At 69.0% G+C, this 25,993-nt stretch carries 30 protein-coding genes and 3 pseudogenes; 15 read left to right on the top strand and 18 right to left on the bottom strand.

Translation table 11 applies throughout. The features are described from left to right. Positions 1 to 12: 12 nt before the first annotated feature. Positions 13 to 1,428 carry a recombinase family protein gene (locus WMF19_RS05355; protein ID WP_437898078.1) on the bottom strand — a complete coding sequence of 472 codons (1,416 nt, stop codon included), beginning with the start codon at positions 1,426 to 1,428 and terminating at the stop codon, positions 13 to 15. 325 nt (positions 1,429 to 1,753) lie between these two features. Between WMF19_RS05355 and WMF19_RS05360 the strand changes: the two genes are divergently transcribed. From WMF19_RS05360 to WMF19_RS05370, 3 genes are all read left to right on the top strand, one after another. Then, complete coding sequence (locus WMF19_RS05360; protein ID WP_437898079.1) at positions 1,754 to 2,398, top strand: hypothetical protein; 645 nt, start codon at positions 1,754 to 1,756, stop codon at positions 2,396 to 2,398. A 73-nt stretch (positions 2,399 to 2,471) separates the two neighbouring features. Further along, a complete protein-coding gene (locus WMF19_RS05365; RefSeq protein WP_437898080.1) occupies positions 2,472 to 3,527 on the top strand; it encodes a hypothetical protein in 1,056 nt (351 codons plus the stop codon). Between the two features lie 6 nt (positions 3,528 to 3,533). Continuing rightward, positions 3,534 to 4,523: a VOC family protein gene (locus WMF19_RS05370; RefSeq protein ID WP_437898081.1), complete on the top strand. Its 990-nt coding sequence runs from the start codon at positions 3,534 to 3,536 to the stop codon at positions 4,521 to 4,523. Positions 4,524 to 4,572: 49 nt separating this feature from the next. On the opposite strand, the gene WMF19_RS05375 is transcribed toward WMF19_RS05370, so the two are convergent. Further along, complete coding sequence (locus tag WMF19_RS05375) at positions 4,573 to 4,785, bottom strand: hypothetical protein (protein ID WP_437898082.1); 213 nt, start codon at positions 4,783 to 4,785, stop codon at positions 4,573 to 4,575. 178 nt (positions 4,786 to 4,963) lie between these two features. Beyond that, the gene (locus WMF19_RS05380) at positions 4,964 to 5,113 is read right to left on the bottom strand and encodes a hypothetical protein (RefSeq protein ID WP_437898083.1); all 150 of its coding nucleotides are present in this window, start codon (positions 5,111 to 5,113) and stop codon (positions 4,964 to 4,966) included. A 512-nt stretch (positions 5,114 to 5,625) separates the two neighbouring features. Between WMF19_RS05380 and WMF19_RS05385 the strand changes: the two genes are divergently transcribed. The 4 genes and pseudogenes from WMF19_RS05385 to WMF19_RS05400 form a co-directional block, all read left to right on the top strand. Then, a complete protein-coding gene (locus WMF19_RS05385; RefSeq protein ID WP_437898084.1) occupies positions 5,626 to 6,543 on the top strand; it encodes a hypothetical protein in 918 nt (305 codons plus the stop codon). Between the two features lie 580 nt (positions 6,544 to 7,123). Continuing rightward, a complete protein-coding gene (locus tag WMF19_RS05390; protein WP_437898085.1) occupies positions 7,124 to 7,657 on the top strand; it encodes a hypothetical protein in 534 nt (177 codons plus the stop codon). Beyond that, positions 7,654 to 8,163, top strand: coding sequence for a hypothetical protein (locus tag WMF19_RS05395; protein WP_437901799.1), 510 nt, complete (start codon positions 7,654 to 7,656; stop codon positions 8,161 to 8,163). The genes WMF19_RS05390 and WMF19_RS05395 overlap by 4 nt, the downstream gene beginning before the upstream one ends. A 110-nt stretch (positions 8,164 to 8,273) precedes the next feature. After that, a pseudogene (locus WMF19_RS05400) lies at positions 8,274 to 8,510 on the top strand (zinc-ribbon domain-containing protein); the annotation flags it as partial. 41 nt (positions 8,511 to 8,551) lie between these two features. On the opposite strand, the gene WMF19_RS05405 reads toward WMF19_RS05400, so the two are convergent. Further along, a complete protein-coding gene (locus tag WMF19_RS05405; protein WP_437898086.1) occupies positions 8,552 to 9,418 on the bottom strand; it encodes a class I SAM-dependent methyltransferase in 867 nt (288 codons plus the stop codon). Positions 9,419 to 9,659: 241 nt separating this feature from the next. On the opposite strand from WMF19_RS05405, the gene WMF19_RS05410 reads away from it, so the two are divergent. Both WMF19_RS05410 and WMF19_RS05415 read left to right on the top strand, forming a co-directional pair. Continuing rightward, positions 9,660 to 9,836 (top strand): hypothetical protein, encoded by a 177-nt coding sequence (locus tag WMF19_RS05410; RefSeq protein ID WP_437898087.1) that lies wholly within the window; start codon positions 9,660 to 9,662, stop codon positions 9,834 to 9,836. 3 nt (positions 9,837 to 9,839) lie between these two features. Then, positions 9,840 to 10,028: a hypothetical protein gene (locus tag WMF19_RS05415; protein ID WP_437898088.1), complete on the top strand. Its 189-nt coding sequence runs from the start codon at positions 9,840 to 9,842 to the stop codon at positions 10,026 to 10,028. 198 nt (positions 10,029 to 10,226) lie between these two features. Here the strand turns inward: WMF19_RS05415 and WMF19_RS05420 are convergent, their stop codons facing one another. After that, a complete protein-coding gene (locus tag WMF19_RS05420) occupies positions 10,227 to 10,385 on the bottom strand; it encodes a hypothetical protein (RefSeq protein ID WP_437901800.1) in 159 nt (52 codons plus the stop codon). A gap of 201 nt (positions 10,386 to 10,586) precedes the next feature. Continuing rightward, positions 10,587 to 10,970, bottom strand: a pseudogene (locus WMF19_RS05425) (transposase); the annotation flags it as partial. On the opposite strand from WMF19_RS05425, the gene WMF19_RS05430 reads away from it, so the two are divergent. After that, positions 10,934 to 11,071: a hypothetical protein gene (locus WMF19_RS05430; protein WP_437667832.1), complete on the top strand. Its 138-nt coding sequence runs from the start codon at positions 10,934 to 10,936 to the stop codon at positions 11,069 to 11,071. The pseudogene WMF19_RS05425 and the gene WMF19_RS05430 overlap by 37 nt on opposite strands. On the opposite strand, the pseudogene WMF19_RS05435 reads toward WMF19_RS05430, so the two are convergent. Next, positions 11,030 to 11,164: pseudogene (locus WMF19_RS05435) on the bottom strand (hypothetical protein); the annotation flags it as partial. The gene WMF19_RS05430 and the pseudogene WMF19_RS05435 overlap by 42 nt on opposite strands. Here WMF19_RS05435 and WMF19_RS05440 point away from each other — a divergent pair. Next, positions 11,099 to 11,476: a hypothetical protein gene (locus WMF19_RS05440; RefSeq protein ID WP_437901801.1), complete on the top strand. Its 378-nt coding sequence runs from the start codon at positions 11,099 to 11,101 to the stop codon at positions 11,474 to 11,476. The pseudogene WMF19_RS05435 and the gene WMF19_RS05440 sit on opposite strands and share 66 nt — an antisense overlap. Before the next feature lie 37 nt (positions 11,477 to 11,513). On the opposite strand, the gene WMF19_RS05445 is transcribed toward WMF19_RS05440, so the two are convergent. The 5 genes from WMF19_RS05445 to WMF19_RS05465 all read right to left on the bottom strand — a co-directional run bounded on the left by WMF19_RS05445 (position 11,514) and on the right by WMF19_RS05465 (position 15,601). Beyond that, positions 11,514 to 12,908: a Ca2+-dependent phosphoinositide-specific phospholipase C gene (locus tag WMF19_RS05445; RefSeq protein WP_437898089.1), complete on the bottom strand. Its 1,395-nt coding sequence runs from the start codon at positions 12,906 to 12,908 to the stop codon at positions 11,514 to 11,516. Positions 12,909 to 13,289: 381 nt separating this feature from the next. After that, positions 13,290 to 13,376: a hypothetical protein gene (locus WMF19_RS05450; RefSeq protein WP_437312328.1), complete on the bottom strand. Its 87-nt coding sequence runs from the start codon at positions 13,374 to 13,376 to the stop codon at positions 13,290 to 13,292. 128 nt (positions 13,377 to 13,504) lie between these two features. Beyond that, positions 13,505 to 13,795, bottom strand: a complete 291-nt coding sequence (locus WMF19_RS05455) for a transposase domain-containing protein (protein WP_437898090.1) — start codon at positions 13,793 to 13,795, stop codon at positions 13,505 to 13,507. Next, the gene (locus WMF19_RS05460; RefSeq protein ID WP_437898091.1) at positions 13,792 to 13,941 is read right to left on the bottom strand and encodes a hypothetical protein; all 150 of its coding nucleotides are present in this window, start codon (positions 13,939 to 13,941) and stop codon (positions 13,792 to 13,794) included. Before WMF19_RS05460 ends, WMF19_RS05455 begins: the two co-directional genes overlap by 4 nt. Before the next feature lie 463 nt (positions 13,942 to 14,404). After that, positions 14,405 to 15,601 carry an IS110 family transposase gene (locus WMF19_RS05465; RefSeq protein WP_437895900.1) on the bottom strand — a complete coding sequence of 399 codons (1,197 nt, stop codon included), beginning with the start codon at positions 15,599 to 15,601 and terminating at the stop codon, positions 14,405 to 14,407. Between the two features lie 716 nt (positions 15,602 to 16,317). Here WMF19_RS05465 and WMF19_RS05470 point away from each other — a divergent pair. After that, positions 16,318 to 16,563 (top strand): M91 family zinc metallopeptidase, encoded by a 246-nt coding sequence (locus WMF19_RS05470; protein WP_437898092.1) that lies wholly within the window; start codon positions 16,318 to 16,320, stop codon positions 16,561 to 16,563. A 191-nt stretch (positions 16,564 to 16,754) separates the two neighbouring features. Here the strand turns inward: WMF19_RS05470 and WMF19_RS05475 are convergent, their stop codons facing one another. From WMF19_RS05475 to WMF19_RS05485, 3 genes are read right to left on the bottom strand one after another with little or no spacing between them, the layout of a single operon-like run. Next, positions 16,755 to 17,387 (bottom strand): HupE/UreJ family protein, encoded by a 633-nt coding sequence (locus WMF19_RS05475; protein ID WP_437549899.1) that lies wholly within the window; start codon positions 17,385 to 17,387, stop codon positions 16,755 to 16,757. Positions 17,388 to 17,403: 16 nt separating this feature from the next. Beyond that, positions 17,404 to 17,859, bottom strand: a complete 456-nt coding sequence (locus WMF19_RS05480) for a DUF6640 family protein (RefSeq protein ID WP_437898093.1) — start codon at positions 17,857 to 17,859, stop codon at positions 17,404 to 17,406. A gap of 44 nt (positions 17,860 to 17,903) precedes the next feature. Beyond that, positions 17,904 to 18,173, bottom strand: coding sequence for a hypothetical protein (locus WMF19_RS05485; protein ID WP_437898094.1), 270 nt, complete (start codon positions 18,171 to 18,173; stop codon positions 17,904 to 17,906). Between the two features lie 84 nt (positions 18,174 to 18,257). Between WMF19_RS05485 and WMF19_RS05490 the strand changes: the two genes are divergently transcribed. Together WMF19_RS05490 and WMF19_RS05495 are read left to right on the top strand one after the other, a co-directional pair. Next, entirely contained in the window at positions 18,258 to 19,163 is a 906-nt protein-coding gene (locus WMF19_RS05490; protein ID WP_437901596.1) for a LysR substrate-binding domain-containing protein, read from the top strand. Between the two features lie 487 nt (positions 19,164 to 19,650). Further along, positions 19,651 to 20,541, top strand: a complete 891-nt coding sequence (locus WMF19_RS05495; protein ID WP_437898095.1) for a LysR family transcriptional regulator — start codon at positions 19,651 to 19,653, stop codon at positions 20,539 to 20,541. A gap of 31 nt (positions 20,542 to 20,572) precedes the next feature. On the opposite strand, the gene WMF19_RS05500 is transcribed toward WMF19_RS05495, so the two are convergent. Both WMF19_RS05500 and WMF19_RS05505 read right to left on the bottom strand, forming a co-directional pair. Beyond that, the gene (locus tag WMF19_RS05500; protein WP_437898096.1) at positions 20,573 to 22,765 is read right to left on the bottom strand and encodes a hypothetical protein; all 2,193 of its coding nucleotides are present in this window, start codon (positions 22,763 to 22,765) and stop codon (positions 20,573 to 20,575) included. 426 nt (positions 22,766 to 23,191) lie between these two features. Further along, positions 23,192 to 24,250 (bottom strand): TetR/AcrR family transcriptional regulator C-terminal domain-containing protein, encoded by a 1,059-nt coding sequence (locus WMF19_RS05505; protein WP_437898097.1) that lies wholly within the window; start codon positions 24,248 to 24,250, stop codon positions 23,192 to 23,194. A 106-nt stretch (positions 24,251 to 24,356) separates the two neighbouring features. Here WMF19_RS05505 and WMF19_RS05510 point away from each other — a divergent pair, with 106 nt between their 5' ends. Next, entirely contained in the window at positions 24,357 to 25,538 is a 1,182-nt protein-coding gene (locus tag WMF19_RS05510) for an FAD-dependent monooxygenase (RefSeq protein WP_437898098.1), read from the top strand. 79 nt (positions 25,539 to 25,617) lie between these two features. Here the strand turns inward: WMF19_RS05510 and WMF19_RS05515 are convergent, their stop codons facing one another. Further along, entirely contained in the window at positions 25,618 to 25,950 is a 333-nt protein-coding gene (locus tag WMF19_RS05515) for a cupin domain-containing protein (protein WP_437898099.1), read from the bottom strand. Positions 25,951 to 25,993 lie beyond the last annotated feature (43 nt).

Consider the following 25,993-nt stretch of genomic DNA (forward strand, 5'->3'; position numbering starts at 1 on the left):
ACTTGTAGGTCATCAGAAGTCGGCCCTGCGGGCCTCGGGGTAGGTGGCTCGTGGCGCACCCCGGCAGCAGCTCGATCGCGGCGGGGCGCGGCGCCTATCGCGCCGCGCCTTGAGCTCCTCGACGGATATCGCGCCGGCCTGATAGGCGTCGACCAGCCGTTCGACGTGAGTCTGGAGCTTGCGCTCGGCGCTCTCGAGACGGGCACGGTCACGGCGACTCTGGTCCTCTCCTGCGCGGCTCGAGCGCCATGCCTCAGCCTCTTGCAGCAGCATCTCAGGGGGCTGAATCCACGATACCAGCGCGTCCCACACCACCGCATCGAGCTCGTCGCGACGGATGTACTTGGCCTTGCACCGCTTGTCATGGCCGCGCACTTCGGCGAGGCGGCGTCGGCATCCATGATAGAAGTACTCGTAGGGCACGCCGGACCGCGGGGCCTGTCGATGGCCCTCCATGCGCCACCCGCATTCACCGCAGACGACGAGCGACCGGAGAAGGTAGTCGTACTTGAGGTGCCGCGGCGCCTGCCACCGGTGCCTCGCGAGGATCGCGCGGACCTCGGCTTGCTCCTTTTCGTCAACGATCGGAGGGACCGGAATGATGAGCCACTCCTGCTTGGGACGGAAGCGGCTGGAGCTCTTGAGGTGCTTTCGGTAGGAGCCCGGCTTTTTCGGTCGTGCCGGTTCGACCGACATCCGACGACCGTAGGTCGCCATGCCAGTATAGGTGGGGTCGGTCAGCACCCCATAGACGCGGCCCTCGGTCCACCGCGCCGCCCTGCGAGGACGTATCCCCTGTGCGTTCAGTCGCCTGGCGACGGCGCGTGAGCTGAGATCCTCCTCACGCACCCACCGGTACATCGCCCGTACATGCTGGGCTTCGACCTCGTCGATGACGACCGTGCGCCGCAGCCCATCGGCAGAGCGTTCGATGGGATAGCCATAGCGTGCGACAGAGCTGTAAGGGAGCATCTGCCCGGCACGCAGTTTGTGAATACGACCGCGGCGCGTGCGCTCCATGATCTTCGCGCGCTCATACTCGGCGATGATGCCCTGCATCTGCACGAGCAGGCGGTCCTCGGCACGCTCGGTCGCGGGGCATTCAACGAAGTGCACGTGGACTCCCCGGTTCGTCAGCTCCTCGACCAGCACAACCTGATGCACGTAGTTGCGCGCGAGCCGATCGGGAGCGTGTACGAGCACCACGTCGATCAGCCCATCGGCCGCTGCGTCGCGCAACGCGTCCAATCCCGGCCGATCGAGGCGAGCGCCACTGATGCCGTCATCGATGTACCGTCGCTCTGCCGGCACCGTGAGTCCCATGGCGGTCGCTGCGTTCTCGAGCGCTTCGAGCTGCGACGCCACCGTTTGCTCCTGTTCCTGCCGCGCCGTCGAGACGCGCGCATAGAGGGCGGCTCGTTGGCTCATGGTCTCTCCTTTCGTTGCTGTTGCTTGCGTTGGGTTCGTTGCTCCTCTTGGCGCCGTCGTCCCCGCTCCTGCGCAGCCCGAGCGGGGGGCTTTCCGCGGCGTCGATCACGAGGCCGACCGCCAGGCTGAGCCGAGATGAACCGTCGGCTGGGGCCGCGCTCTCCACTCGATCCTCCATGCACGCTGGGTCATGGATCCCCGCCATCCTTTCGGGGACCCCCTCACGACCCCAGCCCGGACCGACCTCGCGCGTTCGCAGGTGACCGAGTTCGTTCCACACGAGCTCGGTGCCGTCTTCGTGATAAGCCCCGTCGAGGAAGACCACGTGCAGAGCAACGGGAGCAGCGTGCTCGGTACCACGACGTCGAACATCAAGTGGTACCTGGTCCCGCCGGAGTGGCAGGACACGAACAACTCGGACACGGACCCCTACGACATCGGCTTCGTCGTGATGTGGGACGATCTCAACGGCGGCACGTTCGACGGGCAGAGTCATTTCATCGCCAAGCTGCTGGACGCGACGGCGCTCGGCAGCGTGAACGTGTTCAATCGCGGCTACCCGGCCTGCGACAACTTCGTCCAGAATGGCGTGAGCCGGATCGACGAGCCCTGCCAGGGCCTCTCGAACGAGTCGTGCACGGTCACGCCCGGGGTCGACACCTGCGCGCCGGCGCACGTGTACGGGGACACCAACTCCTGCAGCATCGGCAACTACAGCGGCATTGACGCCGACGGGTGGAATCGTAACTACCAGCACTCCTGCGACGCGTCGGCCGGGCAGAGCGGCTCGGTGCTCTACGCGCTGCACGACGGCGAGTGGTCGATCAGCGCGGTGCACTTCGGGTCGCTCTGCGGGAAGACCGCCACCGACACGCCCTGCACCTCCTCGGACGCCCGCCCGCTGCGGGCGACGCGGATCACGCCGACGTACCTTGGTTATTACGACTGGCTGATGGCCACGAAGGACTGAGCCCAGCCGCCCGTTCTCCCACCCCTGGCCCCGGCGTCCGGGTTGGGCCATCGTTGGGCCGAGGAGGGGCAGCGTGGCAGAGAGATCTTGGAATGACGAAGCAGCGACGGCGCGGCGGGGGCTCGCGGCAGCGTTGATCGCGCTGGCATCTGCCGCCTGCGGCGCCTCTCCGGCCCCGGAGCGCCCCGGGCAGGCGCCTTCCAGCGCCGCGCCGGCCCCGGCGCGCCCCGGGCAGGCGCCCTCCAGCGCCGCTCCGGCCACGCCGCCCCCGCCGCCTGCTGCCCCTGCAGCGTGGCGGCAAGAGAGCTCCCTCGGCGTGCAGATCTCGGTCCCGGCCCACTGGGCCGTCAACGATTACGGCTGCGGCCTGAGCGACAGGCCCACGGCCGTCCGGGGACAGGGGGCGCAGCGCCAGTGCCTCACGCCGGAGAAGCCGACGAAAGAGGTCGCCGAGATAGGGCTCGACGCGCCGGGCGCCGTGGGGGCCGACCCCGCGTTCGCGCGCCGCGAGGTGTCGCTCGGTGGCGTGAGCGCCGAGCGCATCGAGGGGCGGGGCGCGGACGGCCGCTACTTCGGCTGGCTGAGGATCCCCTCGCGCAAGATCCTCATCTCCGTCCGGACCCATGACCCCGAGGTCACCCGCCGGATCCTCGACAGCGCGCAGCTCGCCACCGTCGACCACAACGGCTGCCCCGACAGGCGCCCGCCGTCGAGGCGCCCCGAGGCGACGCACCCGAGCGCGCCGTCGGCGCTATCGCCCGCCAGCCCGACCTCGATCGCCGTCTGCTATTACGGCGAGCACGGCGACGCCCTCCAGTCCTCCGCGCGCCTCACCGGGGCGGAGGCCGCCGCGCTGGCCGCCGTGCTGAACCAGGCGCCCGCCGGCCCGAACCCCGACGCCGACCCGAAGATGTGCCTGCACCCGCCCGCTCCGCCTCCCGCCGACGCGCTGCTGATCGTGGAGGACGCCGCCGGCCGGGGCACGATTTACGTATCGTTCTCGGGCTGCGTGGGGCGCGGCCTCGACAACGGCGCGAGGCGAGCCCAGGTGGGCGCCTCGCTCATCAAGATGGTCATGGATCCTTTGCACACCGGCTACGCCTTCCACGGCGACCTGAACGGGAGATGATCTGGAATGGACCGTGACATCAATCACCTGCATCACGTAGGCCACGTGGTGAGCGACATGGAGGAGGGGCTCGAGCTTTACCGGCGCCTCGGCTTTCACCTGTCGCCGCCCGCCTATCCCGCGCTGTCGCCCGCGGAGGGCGAGCCTCCCCGGCCGTTCGGCGCGGCGAACACCCACGCCAACTTCCCGCGCAGCTTCGTCGAGCTGATGACCTGCGTCAGGGACGACGGCTCCACCCGGATCCCCGCCGGCGCGAAGCTCATCCCCCTCCAGGCTCCCCCCGAGCACCTGCCGCGGATCATGCAGGCCATCCGCGCCACGGTCGCCCGGATCGCCGCGTGCCTCGCGCGCTTCCAGGGCCTGCACATCCTCGTGCTCGGCACGCCCGACGCCGCGGCCGTCGCCGGCCGGCTCAGCGCGGAGGGCGTCCGTCACGGGGGCGTCAACACCGTGCAGCGGCCGGTGGAGACCGCGGAGGGGCTCCGGATGGCGCCGGTCCGCCTGATCGAGCTCGACAGCGGCGATCCGGAGGAGGCCGGGTCAGGCAACGTCCCCGAGGGGAGGATCGCGATGGTGGAGGACGTGCAGGCGGAGCTGCTGCAGGCGCAGCTGCACATGGATCATCCGAACGGCGCGGTGGACCTCGTCGACGCCGTGCTCTGCGTGGCCGAGGCTACGCTGCCCGAGGTCGAGCACCGCTACGAGAAGTACACCGGCCGCCCCGCCCGCGCCGACGGACCGGCGCGCGTCTTCGATCTGGAAGGCTCCCGGATCACCCTCGTCGCCAGCGCCGATCTGGAGGCGATCCTGCCGGGCGAGCGCGCCCCCGCGCTCCCGGCCTTCGTCGCCTACGCGGTCGCGGTGCGGGACGTCGGCGCCGCGCGGAAGCTGCTGGAGGAGAACGGCTTCCCGCTGAGGGTATCGGCCTCCGGGGACATCTTCGTTCCGGCCAGCGCGGCGCTCGGCGCCGCCGTCATCTTCCGGCAGGCGGGCTGAGCGCGCCGGGGCGCGCGATGGCCCCCGGGCCCTCGCGTCGAGCGCCCCATCACCGGACGCCGGCTCCACCACCCGCCGGCCCTCCAGCGCCTGAGATAAGCTGGCCGAGCCGCTCCATGCTGATCGGCTTGACCATGTAGGCGTCGAACACGCCGGGATCCTCCGCGTCGGCGGTCGGCGGGCCGTAGCCGCTCACCGCGATGAGCCGCGGCGCGTAGGTAAAAGAAGCCGGATCGCAGCGCGAAGAAGCGTAGCGCAGCAAACCGAAAGGGTGGGGCCGCGAGCGTCGTGATGGCTCGGTCCTGGGCCGAAAGAGCGTGGTCCGGGCGGCGCCGAGCGCGCTACGGGGCGCATCGGCGTGCCGTGGGCACACGTGTTGTCGGTGATCATCGCGTTCCGCGTCGGGCCGGTGAAGATCGCGGCCACGTGATCGCCGGCGTTCACCGTTCACCGCCGGCACCTACGCCGATCTGGGCCGCGCGCGCCTCGGCGGCGTAGATGTTGCGCCCGCCGAAAAGTCGAAGGCCCGAGGGCTGCCACCCTCGGGCCTTCTGGAGCTCCGCGTTGCCGGAGTCCCCCACCTTCATCACAAGCCGGGCTCCAGGTCCAGAAAGCGGCGGCATGGAGCCCGTTGCCTTCGTCCGCCTACCGCCTCGCCCTCTGCACCCGCTGCCGCGTCCAGCTGCGCCTCTGCCGTCGCTGCGATCGCGGCCAGCACCTCTGCCCCGACTGCCGTCCGATCCGGCGTCGTGAGTCGCTCCGCCGCGCCGGCGCCGCCTACCGGACCCGGCCTCGCGCTCGCCGCCTCCATGCCGCTCGCCAGGCCCGGTATCGCGATCGGCAACGGGACAAGTTCTCCGCGCGGAAAGTGACGCATCACGGGGTGACGGAAGCCGCGGTCGCATCGATGTCCCAACTCGCGCCGGAGATCACCCCCGGCCGAAAGGACGACGATGACGATCGAATCCGAGATGTCGGCCGCTGCTCGCTCTGCGGAGCGCGGCTTCCGCCCTGGGCCATACGCGAGCGGCGCGCTCGGCCAACTGTTCACCAACGCGCTCCCCGCGTCCCACGCGGGCCTCCGCGGTGACGGGAGGCGGCGGTGATTGCCAAAGACAAGGAGGCCGACATCCTGCGCCTCTACCACGGCGAGAAGTGGCCTATCGGCACCATCGCCGCCCAGCTCGGGCTGCACCACACCACCGTGCAACGCGTGCTCGGGCAAGCGGGCGTCGACCCAAAGGTCGTCGCGCCGCGCCCGTCGATGGTCGACCCGTTCGTGCCCTTCATCGTTGAGCAGCTCAGCAGGTATCCCTCGCTGCGCTCGAGTCGCCTCTTCGGCATGCTGAAGGAGCGCGGTTATCCGGGCGGTCCCGATCATCTGCGCCGGGTGATCGGCCGTCTGCGCCCCAAGAAGCCGGCGGAGGCATTCCAGCGGCTCCGCACGCTGCCCGGCGAGCAAGCGCAGGTCGACTGGGCGCATTTCGGCAAGATGGCTGTCGGCCGGGCGCTGCGCCCGCTCTGGGCCTTCGTCATGGTGCTCAGTTACTCGCGGCGGATCTTCCTGCGCTTCTTCCCGGGCGCGGCGATGCCCTTCTTCGTGCGCGGGCACGTCGAGGCGTTCGCCGACTTCGACGGCGTCCCGCGCGTGCTGCTGTGCGATTATGTGACGCGCCACGTAATCGCACACGACAGCGCGCGGTACACCGCCAAAGAATGCGAAGGCGCGGCAGTGGCTGCCAATCCAGTCCGGTCCCCTCTGGCTGCGCGTCGCCTCGGCGTACGTGTAGCTGGAGGCGCCGAGCACGGCGACGAACAGCTCGACCTCGGTGATGGCGCCTGTGGCAGGGTCCACGAGGGTCGGCTTCTTCCCCGCGTAGTCCACGAACATCTTCTCGCCCGCGACGTGCACCTGGCGCATCACCAGGCCGCGCCGCGCGAGCCACGCCCGGTACCGGTTGCAGAACGCGGTGTACCGGAGGCCGTTGGGATGCTGCCGCAGATACTCCAGGTGCAGTAGCTCCAGCGTCACGTGCGGCCGGTGCCGCTCGCGGTGAATCCAGGCGCAGTCGGGCTCGGTGGGCGCGACCCCCGGCATGGCGACGGATGTGCCGTATAGCGCTCGCTCGAGCGCCTCGTCGTCCAGTTGCATGACCTGCTCCCAGGTCGTGAGGCCGGCAGCCTTGGCGCGCGCCAGGACGCTGCCGACCGCCCCTGGGCTCGTGCCGTTGCTCGTCGCCGTCTGCCGGTGCGTACGGCTCAGGAGCCACTTCTGCCGAAGAATCTCTCGCGTTTTGTGCATGGACAGTCGCTCCGTTGCCACCTGGGACCCTCCTTCGAGGCCCGGGTGGGTGGACCCGACGTCCAGCGCCGCTACGCCTCAGCCTCGTGCGCCGCGCAGGATGCACCAGCGCGATCACGAGCGGCGATCCGCGCGATCACGACCGTGATCCCGCTGATCACGATGGTGATCCGGGTGATCACGATGCGGTGATCCGAGCGATCACGATGCGGTGATCCGAGCGATCACGATGCGGTGATCCGAGCGATCACGATGGCGTGAAATCCGCAATCGCTTCCGCGGCGACCTGGATGCGCTTGTGGAACAGGTCCGGCGCGCCAGCGAACAAGGCGCCGCCGAGATGCGGCAGCGCGCGGCGTCGCTGGTGCTGAACTGGGAGCCGTGGGAGCCGCTGCAGAAGCTCGCGGAGGCGATCCTGGCGCTGCCGGTCGAGGGCGAGGCGCGCCCTGTCGAGAAGTCGCTCGACGCGGTGGTCGAGCGCGTCGTGCGGGAGGGGCTCGATGTCGCCAGGGTGGAGGTGCCGAGGCCGCACCTCGCAGCGGGGCAGACCTGGCGCGACTCGAAGCGCCGGGAGATCTCCGTGCAGGAGGACCGCGAAGGCCTGCTGGCGTGCCTGCTTCCGTTCGGCCAACGCGTGTACTTCTTCGACGGCGCGGCGGCGCCAGAGGAATGGACCTTCGTCGGCGCGCCCGCTGCCAACCCCAGAGCCTCCGAGGTTGCGTCCGGGAAGTCCGAGGCCTCGCCGTGGGCGAAGCGGCTGGCGAATTCGACCGGTAGCGCGCTGGCGCCCGCCGACGGCCTCATCGGGGTGGACGCCGGAGGCGGCCTGTGAGCATCGACGACGCAATCCGGGCGGCCGAGGAGGCAGCCCAAAAGCGTCGCGATGCGCTGAACGTGCTGGAGCGCGAGGCGGTGGCGGAATCCGGCGTCGTGAGGCTGGCGGTCGAGCAGATGAAGAAGCGCGCCGCTGATGTGGCCTCTGGCGGGGTGCGGCGAGCGCTGGCCGAAGAGCGCCGCCCGAAAGGGCCGCAGGTGACGCTCGAGTTCGCGTCCTTCTACGCGTCCAGCAGGGAGGTGCTCCCGGGCGAGGTCGTTCGACGGACGGCGACTCAGGTCGTGGTGCGGAGGAAGATGCAGGACGGGCACTACTCGGCGGACGACTACTACAAGCTCGCGGACGGGAAGCCTGCGCGCAGCGGCGCCAGCGGTTTCAACGGCTACTGGCGCATCCGCGAGGCGGACCTGCCAACGATCCGGGCGATGCGCACCGGCGAGAACGCCGTGTCGCGCGCGCTGAAGGCGATCGAGGCGGGTCGGTACGACGAGGTGAAGCCGTGAAGCTCGCAGCGACCGTGCTGGCCCTCTGGTTCGTGCCGTTCGTGTGTCGCTGATCTCTACGGCCTAAGCCAACAGCATCATCGCAATCCACACGGTCATCGGAGTGGCACCCCAATCTGAACGCGGCGCTCACCCCCCAATGGGTGACCACAGGAAGCTTTCGATCCGTCTGGTGGAGGTGCCAGTTTGGACACGTCTGGAAGTCAAGGGTCACCCGCCGAACGGGCCATGGGCAGGGCTGTCCGGTCTGTGCACGCAGGCGCCCGCCCAAAGTAGCGACGACGTTCCAAAGAAAGAAGCAAGCGTGGACGCCCTCCTACGAGGGGCCGACGGCGGGACCGGTGTGAGAAGGCGCGCCTATTGACAGCCTACTTTTCAGCTCACGCGGTCACGCCGTTGCCGCAGCGACGAGCGCCGCTATCCGGCTCTTCACCGGGTCGTCGCCGAACTGCCTGGCGATTGCCTTGGCCACCGCGTCCACCGCCGCCGGGAGGCGAGACGGGTCGCGCGCCTTGATCTCGTCCGCGAGGGGATAGCCCTCGATCAGCCCGGCGGCCAGCTGGCGCGCGCTGGGGGACGTGGCCGCCTTCTCCACCACGTCCACGCTGACGTCCCCGAAGCCACCCTCGATGAGCAGGTCCGCCAGCGCGTCCGGATCTCCATAGCCGAACGGCGCCCTTCGGAGGTACTCCGGCGGATCCTCCGGGAACAGCGAGACCACGGTCTGGTGGGCCAGCTTGACGATCGGATTCCTCTCGAGCGGGGCCCAGGTGGTGAGCAGCAGGCGACCTCCGCGCTTCAGCACCCGCCGCGCCTCACGCACCGCGGCCCGCTTGTCGGGCACGAACATCAGGCCGAAATGGCACACCATCGCATCGAACTCGCCGTCGGCGAAGGGCAGCTTGCACATGTCCGCCAGCACCCACTCAACGGCCGCTGTGGGGCCCACAGTTTTTTGGGCTACGGCCAGCATCGGCTCGTTCAGGTCGGACGAGACGAGCTGGGCGCCCTCCGGCAGCGCCTCGCGCAGCCGGCGGGTCACGATCCCGGTGCCGCACGCCGTCTCGAGGACGCGCCTCGGGGCCAGCGCCTTGAGCCGCTCGGCGGTGTGGCGTGCGTAGGGTTCGAATAGGAATGGGCCAATCTCATGATGGTAGTGGTCCGGGATGGTGCCGACGTAAGCGGCGTCATCGAGGATGGGCTTCGCTCCTGCGGACATCACAGCGGAGTAGAGTTCCCTGCTCGTCTCTTCCATGGTGCTCCTGAAAAGCCTGGGTTGTTCCGATGAATCCAATGAATCATGTAGGTGAATTGGTGTCCAGGAGGATCGTGTTACGGGTGCTGCACCTGGCGTTACCTCGGAGCAGGCGGCGCTCGTCTTGGCCGGTCTGGGCGAGCGGGGGACGGAGCGGCTCCGAGCCTAGTGCTTCGGCACGGTTCTGATGAACCACCGACATGCTCGAATTCGACGGGCCGGCGATGTGGTGAGGTGACCGATGACGCCCAACCTCGAGGCCGAGCTGATGCGGCGGGTCCACGACGGGGAGTTCTCGCGCGTCGTCTTCGGGGAGGCGTACCGGCTCGACGAGAAGGTCACGCGGTTCGCGGCGGAGCTCGGGATCGAGCTCGCTCCGCTGGAGCGAACCACAGAGCCTTTCGCAGGAGGCAGGTAGACGATGGGACGTGGCGTGATGGTCTACGACGTGGAGGAACGTGGCCGGCTGGCGGCCGTGGTCGGCATCGCGCCGCGCGACTGCCAGGCGCCGGTCTTGGCGAGTTCCGATGCCCCGCTCCGCGTGTTCGTCTTCCCGGACATGCCGCGCGCGCTCCTGATCCACGTCCCGGAGGAGGTGGCGCGTAGGTAAAAGAAGCCGGATCGCAGCGCGAAGAAGTGTAGCGCAGCAAAACGAAAGGGTGGGACCGCGAGCGTCGTGATGGCTCGGTCCTGGGTCGAAAGAGCGTGGTCCGGGCGGCGCCGAGCGCGCTGCGGGGGCGCGTCGGCGTGCCGTGGCACACGTGTCCGTCCGGGCGTTGGTCTGGCCCGGGAGGCGCGTCGCGAGACGCTATGCGGCGTCACCGGGCGCCTTGCGGCGCAGAACGGTGCTTTTGCAGTACGGTGGCCCCCGGTTGGGAGAGCGTGCTGGAACATCGGTCGGCTCGCCGAGCGCGGAGAGGAAGCGGGCGATGTTCGTTGGCTCGGTCACCATGGCGACGAGCTTCATCCGCCCCTTGCAAGCTGGGCACTCGAGGACATCGATCGCACATGTGCGGCGCAAGAGCTCGGCGCGGTTTGTCGACCGCCCGATAGCCGCCACGCTTGCGTTTCGGAGCGGCGTCATCGTCCGCCTTCGTAGGCTCTTGTGGCTTCGCAGGGCGCGGTCCGATGCGCTTGCGCGCCAACGTGGGCGACTTGCCGAGGCGAGCACGCCAGCGTACTTGACGGTGTGAAAGCGCGGCGGCGGGACGCTGGCCGCGAGGCGGCACAGGAGCGAGAGCGGATCCATGTCCACAAGGGCAGTCCCGTCGGCGAAGGCGCGCTTGAGCGAGAGCCGCACCAGGCCGTCCTGCTGCGGCTCGATGCGCTCCTTTGCGATCGGGGGTCGCAGCACGTAACGCAGCGGCGCCTCCCTCGCCGCGGCATGGTGCGCACCGGCGCGCGTCGCTGCGTGCAAGGTGAAGCCATCGAGCGCAGCGCACAGCGGCTTGTCGTACGCGAGCGCGCTCGGACAAGACGGCGAGAGCCCGCGGAGCCATTGCGGGGCGACGACGTATGGCGCGGCTCTCGTCCCGAGACGGCGGAGGCACAGAGCGCTGCCTCGGGCTCGTCGTCCTCCTCGACGTCGTGCTCGATCTCGAGATGCCCGTGCCGCCGGAGGTAACGGAGCATCCGCCCGACGGCGTGCTCTAGGACCTGACCGACCTCGCGCGTTCGCAGGTGACCGAGTTCGTTCCACACGAGCTCGGTGCCGTCGTCGTGATCAGCCCCGTCGAGGAAGACCACGTGCAGATGCGGATTGAGCCGCATGTCGCCGGACGTGCGTTGCACGACGGTCACCGCGCCGCTCTTGGCCACGCCCCACGCGCCTCGGCGCGCGGCGCGCTCTTCGTAGAACCGCTCCACGCTCTCGACGAAGAGGCGGGTCAGCACGCCGAACAACGCCCCGTCCTGGGCGAGCCTGCGCCGCCACGGAAACGTCAACACCCACGGACGGTGCGCCACCTCGGGCAGGACGTCCTCGATCAGGTTCGCCGCCGGCTGGCCGAGGACACCGCGGCCCTCGGACTGGCACTCAGCACGTCGCGCCGAGCCTGACCCCAATGAGGCCGGCAAGCCGCGGTCCCGCGCGTCCTCACCAGCTCAGGTAGAACCTCTGGGGCGTGCTCTGGTTGCAGTCGTAGTGCCAGAGCCGGACGTTGTTCGACGTGCTGCCATAAGGCACATCCATGCAGCGGCCGTTCATGCCCACCCAGAACCCCTCCGGCGTGAGGCGCCATTTCTCGCTCTCGCCGCCGTCGCAGTCCCAGAGGTGGTACCGGTCCTCCAGATCGCCGTCGCCGCCCTCGATATCGAAGCAGTAATCGGGGTCCCCCTTGGCGCGGAGCTGCCCCTCGTCGCTGTAGATCCAGCGCTGGCTGGTCGCGCCGGTGCACGAGTACTGGATGACGTCAGAGCCGTTGCTGTAGCTCCCGTAGCGGACGTCGACGCACTTGTTGTTGCCCTCGTTGGCGATCGAGAACTCGACCGGCACCGACCGGCGCCGGCCGTTGAGCGGCAGCTTGCCGCCGAAGGTGTCGCTGTTGCCGCGGCTGATCATCGACGCGCCCCAGCCGACGGCCCGGTACATCCTCGAGAACTCGTCGTACTCGATGCCGCTCTCCCACAGGTTCATGAGCTGACGGTTCGCGTGAGAGGCCGCCGCGATGTCCTTCCAGTACTTCGGCGAGCCAACGTTGCCGCAGACGACCCATTTGTTCGTCTCGTACTCGTCGAAATCCTCGGCATTCCCGTAATAGTAGAAGTCGTCGGGGTTGTTGGCGTTCGGACAGACGAAGAAGTTCGCGTCGCCGCGGTAGCGCCGGACATAGTTCTCCTGCGTGTCGTTCTTGTCGAGCAGCGGGCCGCCCATGATGAAGACGAGCACCTTGCCCTGCAGCTCGGCGAGCGACGGCCAGCCGTTGATCGCGACGGACGCGCGGAGGCTGTCGTATGCGGGCGTGGTCCGCATGCGGAGCTGATTGGGCCGGTACAGCTTGTCACCGAAGACCGCGGCGACCTGCCGGTGCAGCTCGTCGAACTGCTCGTCGCGCCAGGCGTCCCCGATGAACCCGACCTTCAGGTCGATCTGCACCGAGATCGGGGGGTGATACGGGTTATAGTCGCTCCAGTTGCGGATGTCGTTCAGGCAGTCGCGCAAGTACCCGCCCGCGCCCCAGGTGCAGTTGTTGTTGGTGTCGCCGTCGCCCGAGTCGTGCTTGACCGGAAACTGGCGGAGGCCGCCCACGGACTTGTACTCGTGGATGTCGAGCTCGAGGGCGTAAAAGCCGTCCCAGAGGGCGTAGTCGAGGTGGTCGAATTGTTCTTTTTGGTACGTGTTGTGCGGCCGCGACCAGTACGCTTGATCGTACGGATCGCTCCATACGAGGGTTTGGGCGGACGGCGCAGCCGCCTGGGCCACGCCTGCACGGGAAGCGAGCACGAGACCACTGGTAGCCAGCACGAGCGAGAACGCAGTGATTCTTGTCATGATACTCCGGTAAGCAGATGTCGCACCGCGACGGGCGGCGCCCTCGCGCACGAGGCAACGCCTCGGCTCGCGAGCGCGCGCCGAGCGCTCCTTCGCCGCGTAGCAACCTCGAGGCCATGCGGGTGGGCGGCGCGCTTCCCCGGAGCGCCGGCGCTCCGGTGCTCGTCGGCGCAGAGGAGCTTCAGCAACGAGGCCCAGGTTGCGCAAGACCGGGCCGACTTGCGCCAGACTCGCTCAAGTCGTCCTGGCGCCGCGAAGGACCGCCACGGCGCGGGGCGCTCACTCCCGCAGGCTGTGGCGTGAAGGTGACCCCATCCCCTGACGCTGCAGGAGGTCCATCGGCTGCAACGGACGGCGCCAGGACTGGACCTGGGCGTTGCGTTACCAGCTCTCCCACGGCTGGTTGTTGCCCCCGTTGCACGTGTACTGCCTCACGGCCGCGCCGTCGGCGGTCGAGCCGCTGCGCACGTCCAGGCACTTGAAACCCTACAAATTAAGGGGCACGCGAGGCACTAAAAGTGTAAGCGCTGTATGAAGCGCCGTAGCCCCCAAGCTCGGTCAGCTGGTGCAGGATGGGCGCGATGGAACCGGCCCGGTCAGCTCGTCGCGCGTTGCTCTTCCGCGGCAAGCGGAGGCGGGACGGTGATCGGCCCGAGGGGCAGCTTCACCTCTTTGGCGACGAGGCGAGAGCGGGTGCGCGCCCAGTACCTGGGGGCGAGCTCAAGGTAGCGCTCGCGCGACCAGTAGGGCATCACGCGGATGACGTCGGCGAGGTAGGCCTCGGGGTCGAGGCGGTGAAGCTTGCAGCTTGCGATGAGCGAGAAGAGGTTGGCAGCGGCGTCGATGCCGCAAAGCCGTGGCTCGACGTTCGGCCCGAGCTTGCTCACCCCTCCGGTGTCACCGGCAGCCCGAGCAGCCGACCGATCGCCTCGTGAACGACCCGGGCCGCCACCTCATCCCCGAGGGCGACGGCGCGGCTCAGGGTGCTGGCGAGCGAGGCGACCACGGCGGCCCGAGGCGACGGATCGGTCACGGCGAGCTCCCCAGGCCCGGGGCTTGACCGCTGGGCCCGGGTTGGGCCCATGCCGTCCGACGATGAGGCAGCCCTGAGGTCAAGGGCTTGAGCGCTCTCTTTGCGCGGCTGGCCGGCTTCGGCTCGGCAGCGACGGCGCTCGGCTTCGTCAGTGCGGGTCGTTTCGGCATGGACATCTCCCTTCGTCCTGGTCGGGCGTCGTTCCGCTTGTGCTTGAGCACCTCGTCGCGTCCGCAGGAGCGAGCTGTGGCTCGATCGACGATCCGCATTCACAGGCCGGCGGTCGCCCTGGTGGCCTGGATGCATGCTGGGGTCCGAAACGGGACCGTGGAGGCGCCTTCTAGGGGACGGCATGTTCGACCCACAGGCCGATCACCCGGACGGCTTCCGCGCTCATCCACGTGGCCCTCTTTCACGCTCCCAGCGTGACGCGCTCGTGGCGCACGTTCCCGTAGGGGGAAAGTCAGTGCATCGAGACCCTCCTTGGGGTCGAGACCGGCCTCGACCGAGCCGTTGCCCGAGCGGCGCCGAGTCCCTTGTCGATCGAGCGCTGCCGGCGGCGCGCCTTGACCGCGGCCTCCTTCATGCTTTGCGCCTGCTGCTCGATCGACTGTGCTTGCAGCCGCAGGCCCTTGGCCGAAGCGACCGCTGCGCTCTGCGCATCGTAGACCGTGCCGTCGCGCCACATGGCCCACAGCACCCCCGACAGCCGCCGCGCCAGCGCCACGACCGCAATGTGGCGACCCCGGCGCTCGTCGATGGCCTTGGCCCATCGGCTCAGCGGGTCGTCGCCGCTCTTGTGCCGCAGGATCGTGTGCGCAGCCTGCGTCAGCAGCGCGCGCAGATAGGCGTTGCCTTGCTTGGTGATCGAGCCCAGCCGCTGCTTGTCGCGCCCCCCGGAGGTGTCCTCCAGGGGGACCAGGCCGAGATAGGAGGCGAGCTGGTGGGCGTGGTGAAAGCGCTTGGCTTCGTCCACCACCGAGACGAACGCGGCGGCGACGACCAGCCCCACGCCGGGTGCCGTGGTCAGCCGCACGATCACCGGCTCGTGGGCGCACAGCTGCTCGAGCGCGGCATCGGCCAGCGCGATCTGAGGGGTGAGCATCTCCAGCGCTGTCACCAGAGGTCCAACGAGCTGGCGAGTCTCGGCCGGCAAGGCTGCAGCGCTCAGCACCGTGAGGAAGCCCTCGATGGCGCACGTCGCGAGCTTGTGTCCGCAAGCGCGCAGGATGCCACGCACGGTGGTGACGTACTGGGCCCGCGTCTCAACCAACGCGCGCCGGACAGCCAGCTGGTGGCGAATGGCCCGCCGGTGAGGCGACAGCACGTGAGCGAGTGGAATGCCCCCGCGCTCGACGGCGCGCGCTAACGCCTCGGCATCAAGGCGGTCATTCTTGCGGCCGTGCTGGCCGATGCCGAGCTGACGAGCTCGCGTGGTGTCGACGACCAGCACGTCGTGACCCCAGTCGCGCAGCGTGTCGTGCACCGCCCAGGCCTCGCGGCACGCCTCGATCGCCACCCGGGCCGGCGAGGACGACGGGCCGAGGAGATCCTGGAGCGAATCGAGCGAGCGAACCGTGCGTCGTAGCATCACGGCCCCGCCGGCCACCTCGCAGAATGAGATCTCATGCACCCCCAGATCCAGCGCTACACTTCGCATGGCTGACCTCTCCTGGGCCCCCGTCTTCTGCGTCTTCGAACGCGTGGGGGTGCCCGCAGGCAACCCTGCAGGCGAGAGGTCAGCCACATTGCTCGCTGCTCCAAGCGGCTCTTTCTTGCTCGCTCCTCTCCGGAGCCTGGAGCCCCCGCCGGAGGCCTCCGTCCGCCCATCGCCCGCAGCTTTGTCCGGCTGGAGCGCGCCGGGGGAGTCAAGGGCGGCGGAGCCGGCGAGCTCCGCTCGCGAACCCTTGACGCCTCCGAGCACTCCAGCACGCTTTGCTGCTGCCGATGGGCCGACCTCCACGGTGCTGCGGGCTGTCTTCGCAGGCCCCGCCGCGCGAACGCGTCGAGCAGAGGCTCGGGTCGGTGCAGTTGGCATCATGGGTCCAGGCGCCCCGTGGGCTGCCTCATCCCATCTAGGGGGTGCGATCCGTCTTCATGCTCTCCCCAAATTCCGGGGGGAACGACGGATCGCACCGGTTCGCCTTCGCGCAACAGTCCCGCCCGAGAAACCGATCGATGACGGGCAACCGCCGGAAACAGTAGCGATTGCCATAGCTTCCGCCTGTCTGGGCGGGACCTGGTGCACCGCCGCGCCCTCCATGGGTGATCCCTGAGGGACATCGCGCGGAGCTGCGTCAGCGCGTCGGCGCCGCCGCCCCGCGGCGCCATCCGCCGGCCGGCTCGCTGCGCGCGGCAAGGAGCCGAAGGCCGCCCGTGCGCTCGACCGCGACCATCCTGCGGCCGAGCGCCTCGGCGGCGAACGGGCCGCCCGGTGACTCGGCGAATTACGCATCGTACCAAGCCATCGCCGCCCCCGGCGAGCCGCCGTCTTCGACGGGCTCGGTCATTCAGTACAATCCAGATGATCGCTCCAATGCCTTCGATGCCTCCGGCGCGATGATCGCGCAGCCGCCGCAGGTGATCCTGGGCCACGAGATGACTCACGCCCTGGCCAAGTGACCATGGCGACGAGCTTCATCCGCCCCTTGCAAGTGCCGCATGGGTCGGCCACGACGTGCGCGACCGCATGGCGCGCGCGGCCGCATGGCGTGTCCTGGGTGCCGACGCTCGCGCACCATTTCCATCCAGTCGCTGACCGCGTGGGCGCGCGCCCTCTTCGCCTTGCATCCGTCGCGGCGAGCCGCTTCCAGTCAGATGCCCGCCCCGCGCACCAGAAGGACCATCCCCGTCCCCATCACGGCGGCGCCGGCATAGCGCAGCCCCCGCGACAGGGACTCTCGACCGGCGGCGAGCTCGCCGAGGACGAGACCGCACAGATGAAGCACGGTCGTGCTCAGCAGAAAGCCCATGGCATACAGCGCCGGGCTGACCGCATGAGGCATCTCCAGGCCGTGAGCATGTCCGTGAAAGACACCGAACATCGCCACGCATCCGGAGAGCAGGAACGGTGAGGAGCCACGGGTCGTGGTGACGATGCCGAGACCGAGCGCCGCGACCGACGCCGCGATGCAAAGCTCGCCCAGGGGCATGGGCCATCGCGCCATCCCCAGGAGGCCGCCGACCAGCATCGCGGCGACGAACGTGGCGGGGATCCGGAGGAGGTGCTTTCCGCCGAGCTGCGAGCTGACGACACCGACGCTCACCATCGCGAGCAGGTGGTCCGCGCCGAACACGGGATGGAAGAGGCCCTTCAGAAATCCCGCATCGGCGCCGCCCGGGTGCGCCCAGCTCACGGAGGGCCACGAGACGAGCGTGGCGACGAGCAGGGCGCGCGCGCCGGGACATGAAGCCCATCCCATCGTCTTTTGGATCGTGGATTTCATGAAGCGCCTCTCCTCGTCAGGCGTTCGCCACGCGCGCTGCCGTCGATGCAGGATCGCTGTGGAAGAGCTTGTAGGCGAGCGCCGCGAGCAAGAGCTCGGTACCTGCGATGAGCACGTTCGGGTAGAGCGGGATGCCAGCGACGACCGGGAGCGGCACGTCGGGTCCCGCGAGCAGGCTGGTCCCCGGGATGAGCCACGTAATGTAGAAGAAGGGCGTCCAGATGATGACGACGATCCAGGCCGCCACGTTGAACCCGACCTGCGGCTCCATGGACCGCCGCCACACCATCCACAATCCGACGATCGTCACGCCACACAGGATGAGCAGCATGAGGGCGTCGTGAAAGCGCGCATGCTCATGCCATGCAGGGTTGAACAGGTGGGTTTTATTCCAGTCCACGCCGACAGCGACGGTGGCGCTGCTCGCCAGAACGAACGTGAGAACTACTCTTCCCAGGGTACTTCGGTTCATGGTGATAGGCTCCTGACTCTCGTTGGTTGAATAGCCCGATTCCCTCATCGGCGCGGCCACCTTGCGTTGAAATTCACAGTAACTTGCTTCTTCGCGGTCTGGATCGCTTCGCGCGGCGATGCGGTGGAGCTGATGATGTTCCCGGGGATGAGCACGATCTCGGGAGCGTCGACGCGCCCTGCCGCGCTGGCGTCATTGAGCCGGCGGGCACGATCGATCCGCTGTGACGAGCCGCCCATTTCCCGCACACCGGTGACTCCGTTGGCTATCAGCATTGGCCAGTAGGTAGCGGGCGCGTCGGCCAGGAAGACCATAGCTGCCCATTCACCAAAATAACAATATATTGATACAATCGATCGATTTGATCTGCTGATTGATTCATGGTACGGTCGAATGTCGTGGACCTACGACACCTTCGCTATTTTCTGGCCGTCGCCGAAGAACGCCATTTTGGCCGCGCCGCGCAGCGGCTGCACATCGTTCAGCCGGCGCTGAGCATGCAGATTCGGGCGCTCGAAAGCGAGATCGGCGGCGCGCTGTTCGTGCGGACGAGCCGGCGCGTGGAGCTGACCGAAGCCGGCGCATTGCTGGTCGTCGAGGCGCAGCGGGCGGTCGCGCAGGCGGAGCGGGCCAAGGCGATCGTCCAGCAATCGCTGCGCGGCGACATCGGCGAAGTTCGCATCGGTTACGCGGGCAACGCGATCCTCACTGGCAAGATGACGGACCACCTGCGAGCGTTCCGCAAAGCCCATCCTGCCGCGGAGATCGAGCTGCGCGAGATGCCACCTTCGAGGCAGGCGGAAGCCGTGTTGACCGGCGAGGTTGACGTCGGCTACTGCCCGGCGTTCGCTCTCAAGGTAGATCCGCGGTTGAGCGTCCAACCGATCGGCGCTTGGCCGCTGGTGGTCGCGATGGCAGAGGAGCACACGCTCGCGGCGCACAGGCGCGTGACGCCGAAGATGCTCGCCGGAGAGCCGCTCATCATGTTCCCATCGGAAGAGGCCGGTGGCGACGTGCTGAAGAGATTGATTCTCGTGATAGGACGCGAGCCGCGCCGGGTCCACCGCGCCGACACCACCTTGAGCATGCTGTCGTTGGCCGGCGCAGGCCTGGGCGTGGCGCTGGCTCCAAAACCGCTGACTCAGGTGAAGGTTCCCCGCATCGTCTATCGTTCGTTCGTCGCGCCGAAGAACGTCTTCGCCGAGCTGCTCCTGATCGGCCGCGCTGACGAGACCGCCGGCGCTGTGCGCGCCTTCGTGAAGCTAGCATCCGGCTCCTCAAATCGGGCCACCTCACGGTCGTAAGCTTCCTTTCGTCGATGTCGTCATGCACGCGAATGGATTCGATATCCAGCATATTCCCCCCGTGTCAGAGAAGTTGGCGCCCGCAGCTTTGTCCGGCCGGAGCGCGCAGGGGGAGTCAAGGGCGGCGGAGCCGGCGAGCTCCGCTCGCGAACCCTTGACGCCTCCGAGCCTCCTGCACCCTCGGCTGCCGATGGGCCGACGTCCACGCTGCTGCGGGCTGTCTTCGCAGGCCCTGCCGCGCGAACGCGTCGAGCGGAGGCTCGGGTCGGTGCAATCGGCATCATGGGTCCAGGCGCCGCTTCGGCTGCCTCATTCCATCCAGGGGGTGCGATCCGTCGTCACGCTCTCCCAAAATCCCCGGGAAAACGACGGATCGCGACGGTTCAGCGCCGCGGAATCGTCCCGCCAGAAATGCCGGGGCGCTGTCCGTGCCGGCCAGCCTCATGGCGTTCCACCTGAAGGCACACTGGGCTAAGCTCTACCCCTCGTGACCAAGCCGTCAGACCTCGACTGGAACGACCTTCGCTACGCCCTCGCCGCGGTGAGGGCCAAAACGCTGGCTGGCGCGGCGCGCTCGCTGGGCGTCGAGCACTCGACGGTAGGCCGCAGGCTCGTGGCGCTCGAATCGGCGCTGGGCGCCCCGCTGCTCACGCGCGGCCCCGAGGGGCTTTCGCTCACGGCGATAGGCCAGACGGTCGCGCCGCTGCTCGAGCAAATGGAGCAGGCGGCGCTCGCGGTGCAAGCGGCCGTGCGGTCGCAAACGGTCCGGGTCAAGCTGGCCACCCCCTCGGCCTTCGGCCGCTTGCTCGCCCCGCACATCGGCGCCTTCCAGGCCGCCCGCCCCGAAATCGTCCTGGAGATACTCAGCGGTAGCCGCCCGGCCGACCTCAGAAAGGGCGAGGCCGACGTCGCGCTGCGCTCGGGCACGGTCGACGGCGACGATCTCATCGCCAAGAAGATCGGCGAGCTCGATTGGTCGCTGTATGCCTCGGAAGCCTACCTGGCGCGGCACCCGGCCTCGGCTGGCTCGTGCGACCTCCGGGGGCACGACCTGCTGGGCTTCGAGGCGGGCGTCAGCAACGCCCCTCTGGCCCGGTGGCTCGAAGAGCGCAGCGAGGGCGCCCGCGTGCTCATGCGGTACCGCGAGGTGAGCGACCTTCTGGCCGCCTGCGTCGCGGGCATGGGCATCGCCATCTTGCCTTGCCTGCTCGCCTCGCTCGAGCCTTCGCTCCGGCGGCTCACGGGCGAGAGCCTCGGGAAGAGCCGGATCTCGATCGTGTACCGCAAAGAGGCGCCCCTCGCCGAGCCGGTGAGGGCGGTCATCGAGCTCGTCACCGAGGCGTTGCGCGGGCACCTCGGGACCCCAGGGCGCCGCTGACGAGCGGCGCCCTGCCCTGGGCCATTCGGGGTTAAAGGTCCCGCGAACGGTGCCAGAGGGTGCCGTCGGGCCCCACGACGAAGACGTCGAGCTTGCCCGGGGCCGAGCTCACGATGACGGGGTCGCCGCCGACATCGACGGCGAGCGTCGCCCACGCGGTCTGCCCGGGCCACCAGCTGCCCGCGCTCCACTCTTTGTAAAGCAATCGACCATCCGTGCTCCGGGCGACGACTTCGAGGTGGCCGACGTCCGACGAGACCAGCGACGGGGGCCCCGCGAGATTGCCGCCCATGTCATACCACTCGGTCTGGCCGGGGGACCAACCCGAGGCGTCCCAGGCCTTGTTGTACGCGCGGCCGTCAGCGCCGCGGCCGACGATGTCGAGGTGGCCGGCGCCCCACGAATCGACGACCGGGGTTTCGGCGAACTGCTTGCCGCCGAGACCCTGCCAGCCCGTCTGGGAGGGCCACCAGCCGGCCGACGCGTTATAGACCTTGTTGTACGCCCGCTTGCTCGCGTCGAGCGCGATGACGTCGATATGGCCGGCGCCCCACGAGGCGGCCGTCGGCGCGGAGCCCATCGTGCCAAGGTCGTTCCAGTCAGATGGAGAGGGCGACCACTGGCCCGTCGAGGTCGACCACGACTTGTGCAAGACCTTGCCCGACGCGCCCAGCGTGAATACGTCGAGCGAGTCGGGGTCGGGCGAGACGGCGACCGGCGGTGCCGAAGCGGGGCCCCCGAGAGAGTCCCACGTGGTTTGCGAGGGCCACCAGCCGGCGAGGAGTGGATCCCACACTTTGTGGTAAACCGAGTTGTCGTTGCCGAGCATGAAGGCGTTCAGGTGGTCGCCCCGCCGGACGAGCGCCGGCGCTTTGCTCGACGAGCCGCCTAGGCCCGCCAGGCCGAGCTGCGACGGCCACCACGAGGGGGGCGATCCGGGGATTTGCACCTTGTTGCCGAAGGTGGCGTCGGCGTTTCTGACGACGAGATCGAGCTGGCCCGACGGCTTGGTCGCGGCGGCAGGAAGCCCCCGTGCCCAGGCGCCGACGGACTCCCAGTCGCCCCAGCCTCTGCCGATGCCGAGCGCGGGCCTTTTGCCCCGGGCGCCGGCGAACCACGACGAGTCGACGTCGTAGCTCAGAACGCGCTTCACCTGCTCGACCTGCGAGTCGCTGAGCGACCAGCGGTCGCCGGTGTAGCCCGGATCGTAGTTATAGCTCATGAGGTTGGCGCCGAGGTTCGGCGCCGACGGCGTGTGGCCGGGCAGCGTGAGGCCGAGGCCCTTCAAGCCGTCGTCGCCCGTATAAAGAATGTCGCAGGCCGAAGGGAAGCTGACGCAAAGGCACGTTTGGCTGTAACCGGGGTCGGCCTGGTTGCAGTCGGCGTACTCGAAGCCCGTGCGCGGCACGGCCAAGCGCAACGTGCGGTCGGGCTCGGCCGGGGGGCAGTTGTTGAGCGAGGCGTAGCAGGCGAAGCCGAGCGGGTTCTGCGCCCAGGCGCTGTTGCCTTGAATGGGCCGCAGCGACGATTCGGGGTAGCCCGCGGCCTGCGCTCGGCTCGAGAAGTAGACGTTGGTCGTGGTCGCCGGGGGCAGGTCGGCGGGTTTGTAGACGAGGTCCCAGAAGTCGGCGAGCTTGGCCGGGGCGCCGGTCGCGGGGTTCTTCAGGTTGGGGTTCGACAGATCGTAGCCGAGCCCCGCGCCGCGGAACGAGTGCGACAGGCCCAAGTAGTGCCCCAGCTCGTGGGCGAAGGTGCGGTTGCCCGCGCCCATGTTGTAGCGTTGTATGATGATGCCGTTGCCCTCCCACGGGTAGGCGCCCCAGGCCTGGCTGCTCGAGCGCACGGTGAAGACGACGATCTCGTTCTCGTTGCCGCAGAGCGAGGCGGCGCGAAAGAGGGCCATCTCTTCCGACTCGGTGCCGCTCAGCCCCGGTGCCGCGCAGCCGGGGTTGAAGGCGACGGGGGGCGCCGACGAGGGGGGCGAGGGCCAGGCGTAGCTGCCGCCGATCGTGGTGAAGGTCGGGCTCGTGACGACGACCGATGCGGCCAGCGAGAAGCGAATGCCCGCCTTGACGAAAGCGGCGTTCGCGCCGGCGATCTGCTCGTTCAGGGCGGTGCGGCCGAGCGAGTCGTCGGTGCCGTCGACGAACTGAACGAACCGGACTGGAATCTCTCGGTGGATGACGGTCGTCGAAGACGATAGCCCGGCTGACACCTCGGCCACGGGGGGGTCGTCGGGCGCGGGCTCGAGATCGACGCCAGGGGTGCCGCAAGCTGTATGCAAAAGAATGGATGCCGGAAGGGATCGTGCCAGGAGAGACAGGTGAGTCGAACGAAATGTCATTGGGGTTCCTTGGTGCGTGGGAGGACGGCGCCCTGAACGGGTCGGGGCGGCGCGCGCCCCCGCGATGGGGCGGGCGGCGCGGGGCCTGCCCTGCCGTCGTTGCAATGCTTTGGTACTCGCCGGCGGACGAACCGTCGATTCGCAATGTGCGCCCAGGCCCGTGCAAAAATGCACACGCCGCCACGGGGGTAGTTATCTGCCCCCCTCGCCCTGGTGAACGCCTCGGCTGCCGGGTCGAGGCCTCGGCGCTACGCCTTCACGGCGGGGGCCCGCTCGCTCATCGCGCGCTTTGCGCCGCGCGCCCGTTCATTCGCGCGGCCGCAGCGTCTTCATGAGGCCGTCGATCATCGGCTGGAGGCCGAACTCGAACACGCGATCGAGGTTGAAGTCGTACCCGCCCGAGAGCTCGTTCAGCAGCCTGGCGAAGCTCGGATACGGCCCCGACGTCGCGATCGCCAGGAACGCGGCCCCCTGCGATTCGTTCCACTGCGCTTCGGTCATCCCCGTTGTCGCCTCGGCCTCGCGCTCCGACTCTAGGTTCACGGCGACGCCGCGAACGTAGCTGTAGAGCGTCATGTGCGCCTCGATCCGGGTCACCGCGTCGAGCCCGGGGGCTTCCATGGCTCGCAGGATCCATTCGGCGTGCGCGATCACGTTGCGCAGCGCGACCGGCCGCGCGAGCGGCATCACGTGCGCGAGCCACCCGTGCCGCCGGTACAGCGCCCACTGCGCGCGGGCCGCGCGGATCAGGGCCTCGCGCAGATCGCGAGGAGGCGACCTCGGCAGCGGGTGTTCGCCGAACACCTCGTCGATCATGAGGAGCACGAGCGCGTCTTTCCCCTCCACGTACCGGTAGAGCGACATCGTCGGCACGCCGAGCTTCGCGGCGACACCGCGCATGGAGAGGGCGTCGAGCCCCTCGTCGTCGGCGAGCCGGATGGCGATCTGCACGATCCGCTCGCGCGTCAGGGCGCCGCCTCGTTCGGACGGCTCGCGCGCCGCGCGATCGCCCTCGGCCACCACGTGGCCCGAGCGCGGGATCGATCGGATGAGCCCCTCGTGGCGCAGGGTCGACAGCGCCTTGGTGGCGGTGGCGTGCGCGACGCCGAACGAGCGGACGATCTGGCGCGTCGATGGGATGCGATCGCCCGCACGGAGGCGCCCGGACGCGATGCGGGCGCGCAATTCGTTCACGATCTGCACGTAGGGCGGTCCTTCGCCCGACTTGCGACGGTTCGTCGACGCACCGCGCTTCACCGGAGGCATGGTGACTGTACTAGCACAGATGGTCCGCTGAAGGAACGCGCGATGCCGCCGGGATACAGCGCGCGGCCGCAGCTGTTCTAGCCTAGAATATTCGGCCATGGCGCCCTAGGGGGGTGCCGGGCGCCGCCGTCGTCGCCATGCTCGTGCGTACGTCGTACGCGACAGGTTGCGTACGTCGTACGCAACCTTCCTCCCCGAGGTCCCCATGTCGAACGGCACCGTCCTCGTCTCCGGCGCAGGCATCGCAGGCCCCGCGCTCGCTTACTGGCTCTCGCGTCGCGGGTTCACCCCCACCGTGGTGGAGCGCGCCCCCGCCCTGCGGGCAGGAGGCAACGCCGTGGACTTCCGCGGGCCGACGCACCTGCGCGTCCTCGGCGAGATGGGGGTGCTCGACGCGATTCGACAGCATCAGACCCACATGCGGGATCTCGCCATGGTGGACGAGGCCGGCCGGCGAATCGTCACGCTCCCCGCGGCGTTTGCGAGCGGCGACGTCGAGATCGAGCGCGGCGATCTCAGCCGCATCCTCCACGAGGCCGCGAAGGACGCGGCCGAGTTCGTGTTCGACGACAGCATCGCCTCGTTCACCGAGACGCCCGGCGGCGTCGACGTCACGTTCGAGCGCGGCCGGCCGCGGCGCTTCGACCTGGTCGTGGGCGCCGACGGGCTGCACTCCCGCGTGCGCGCGCTCGCGTTCGGCGACGAATCGAGGTTCCTGCGCTTCCATGGCCATTATGTGGCGACGTTCGCCGCGCCGAACCACCTCGGCCTCGATCACCAGGGCCTCATCTTCAGCGAGCCGGGGCGGGCGGCCAGCATCGCGAGCGCCCGCCGCCCCGAGGAGGCAACGGCGCTACTGATGTTCGCCTCCAGGCCGCTCGACCACGATCCGCGCGACGTGGCGCAGCACAAGGCGATCCTCGCCGAGCGTTTTGCGGGGATGGGGTGGGAGGTGCCGCGTCTGCTCGAGGCGATGAGGCAGAGTCCGAGTCTGTATTTCGACGCCGTGGGGCGGATCGACATGGATTGCTATTCACGCGGTCGCGTCGTGCTCCTGGGCGACGCCGGCTACGGCGGCACCCTCGGCGGACAGGGGACCGGCCTCGCCGTGGTCTGCGCATACGTGCTCGCGGGTGAGCTCGCCGTCGCGCAGGGAGACCATCGCGCCGCGTTCCAGCGCTACGAAGCGCGGATCCGTCGGTATGCCCGGCGCTGCCAGCAGGGGGCGAAGCACGTCGGCTCGTTCTACGCACCGCCGACCCGCGTGCAGCTCGCGCTGCGCAACGCGATGTACCGGGCGCTCACCTCGCGCCCGCTCTCCCGCTGGTTCGAGAAGATGGTCACGAGCGCCGCCAGCGACCTCGTGCTCCCCGCGTACCCGGCGTGACCTCCTCGAGGTGCTGACGCGCGCGTGAGACACCTCGGCGGGGACGCGCTCACCGCAGTACTTCCCCGAGGGCCGCCGCTCAGCGCGCGTCGATGACGTCGAGGCCGCCTGGGAGGACGACGAAAAAGACGCTCTCCTCCTCGGCGTATCCGTCGTGGCGCTCGCCCGGCGCCGTCCAGAGGTAGTCGCCTGGCGAGAGCACCCGCTCGCCGATCCGAAGCCTCCCCGAGACGAGGTATGTCTCTTCGCCGCCGGGGTGGTCGTGGCGGCGCGCGTGCGCCCCCTTCTCCATGCGAACGAGCACCGTCAGCCCGCTGCCGCCGTCGTGGCGGCGCAGGAAGCTGAACTGGATGCCAGGCGCGACGGTCTCGAAGGACTGATCTTGCTGAGGGCGGAAGGTCGTCGTGTTCATGAATCCACTATGATCGTCGTATCGGCATGTGAGAAACTCATGT

The organism is Sorangium sp. So ce124 (assembly GCF_051525235.1).
Classification (GTDB): Bacteria; Myxococcota_A; Polyangia; order Polyangiales; family Polyangiaceae; genus Sorangium; species Sorangium atrum.

Bases quoted from the DNA above. Each gene is read 5' to 3' on its own strand.
- WMF19_RS05465 (WP_437895900.1), bottom strand. From the start codon at position 15,601: ATGCGAAGTGTAGCGCTGGATCTGGGGGTGCATGAGATCTCATTCTGC.
- WMF19_RS05420 (WP_437901800.1), bottom strand. From the start codon at position 10,385: ATGAAGCTCGTCGCCATGGTGACCGAGCCAACGAACATCGCCCGCTTC.
- WMF19_RS05410 (WP_437898087.1), top strand. From the start codon at position 9,660: ATGACGCCCAACCTCGAGGCCGAGCTGATGCGGCGGGTCCACGACGGG.
- WMF19_RS05505 (WP_437898097.1), bottom strand. From the start codon at position 24,250: ATGGCCGAATATTCTAGGCTAGAACAGCTGCGGCCGCGCGCTGTATCC.
- WMF19_RS05405 (WP_437898086.1), bottom strand. From the start codon at position 9,418: ATGGAAGAGACGAGCAGGGAACTCTACTCCGCTGTGATGTCCGCAGGA.
- WMF19_RS05355 (WP_437898078.1), bottom strand. From the start codon at position 1,428: ATGAGCCAACGAGCCGCCCTCTATGCGCGCGTCTCGACGGCGCGGCAG.
- WMF19_RS05370 (WP_437898081.1), top strand. From the start codon at position 3,534: ATGGACCGTGACATCAATCACCTGCATCACGTAGGCCACGTGGTGAGC.
- WMF19_RS05430 (WP_437667832.1), top strand. From the start codon at position 10,934: ATGGCGCGGCTCTCGTCCCGAGACGGCGGAGGCACAGAGCGCTGCCTC.
- WMF19_RS05510 (WP_437898098.1), top strand. From the start codon at position 24,357: ATGTCGAACGGCACCGTCCTCGTCTCCGGCGCAGGCATCGCAGGCCCC.
- WMF19_RS05445 (WP_437898089.1), bottom strand. From the start codon at position 12,908: ATGACAAGAATCACTGCGTTCTCGCTCGTGCTGGCTACCAGTGGTCTC.
- WMF19_RS05415 (WP_437898088.1), top strand. From the start codon at position 9,840: ATGGGACGTGGCGTGATGGTCTACGACGTGGAGGAACGTGGCCGGCTG.
- WMF19_RS05485 (WP_437898094.1), bottom strand. From the start codon at position 18,173: ATGGTCTTCCTGGCCGACGCGCCCGCTACCTACTGGCCAATGCTGATA.
- WMF19_RS05475 (WP_437549899.1), bottom strand. From the start codon at position 17,387: ATGAAATCCACGATCCAAAAGACGATGGGATGGGCTTCATGTCCCGGC.
- WMF19_RS05515 (WP_437898099.1), bottom strand. From the start codon at position 25,950: ATGAACACGACGACCTTCCGCCCTCAGCAAGATCAGTCCTTCGAGACC.
- WMF19_RS05480 (WP_437898093.1), bottom strand. From the start codon at position 17,859: ATGAACCGAAGTACCCTGGGAAGAGTAGTTCTCACGTTCGTTCTGGCG.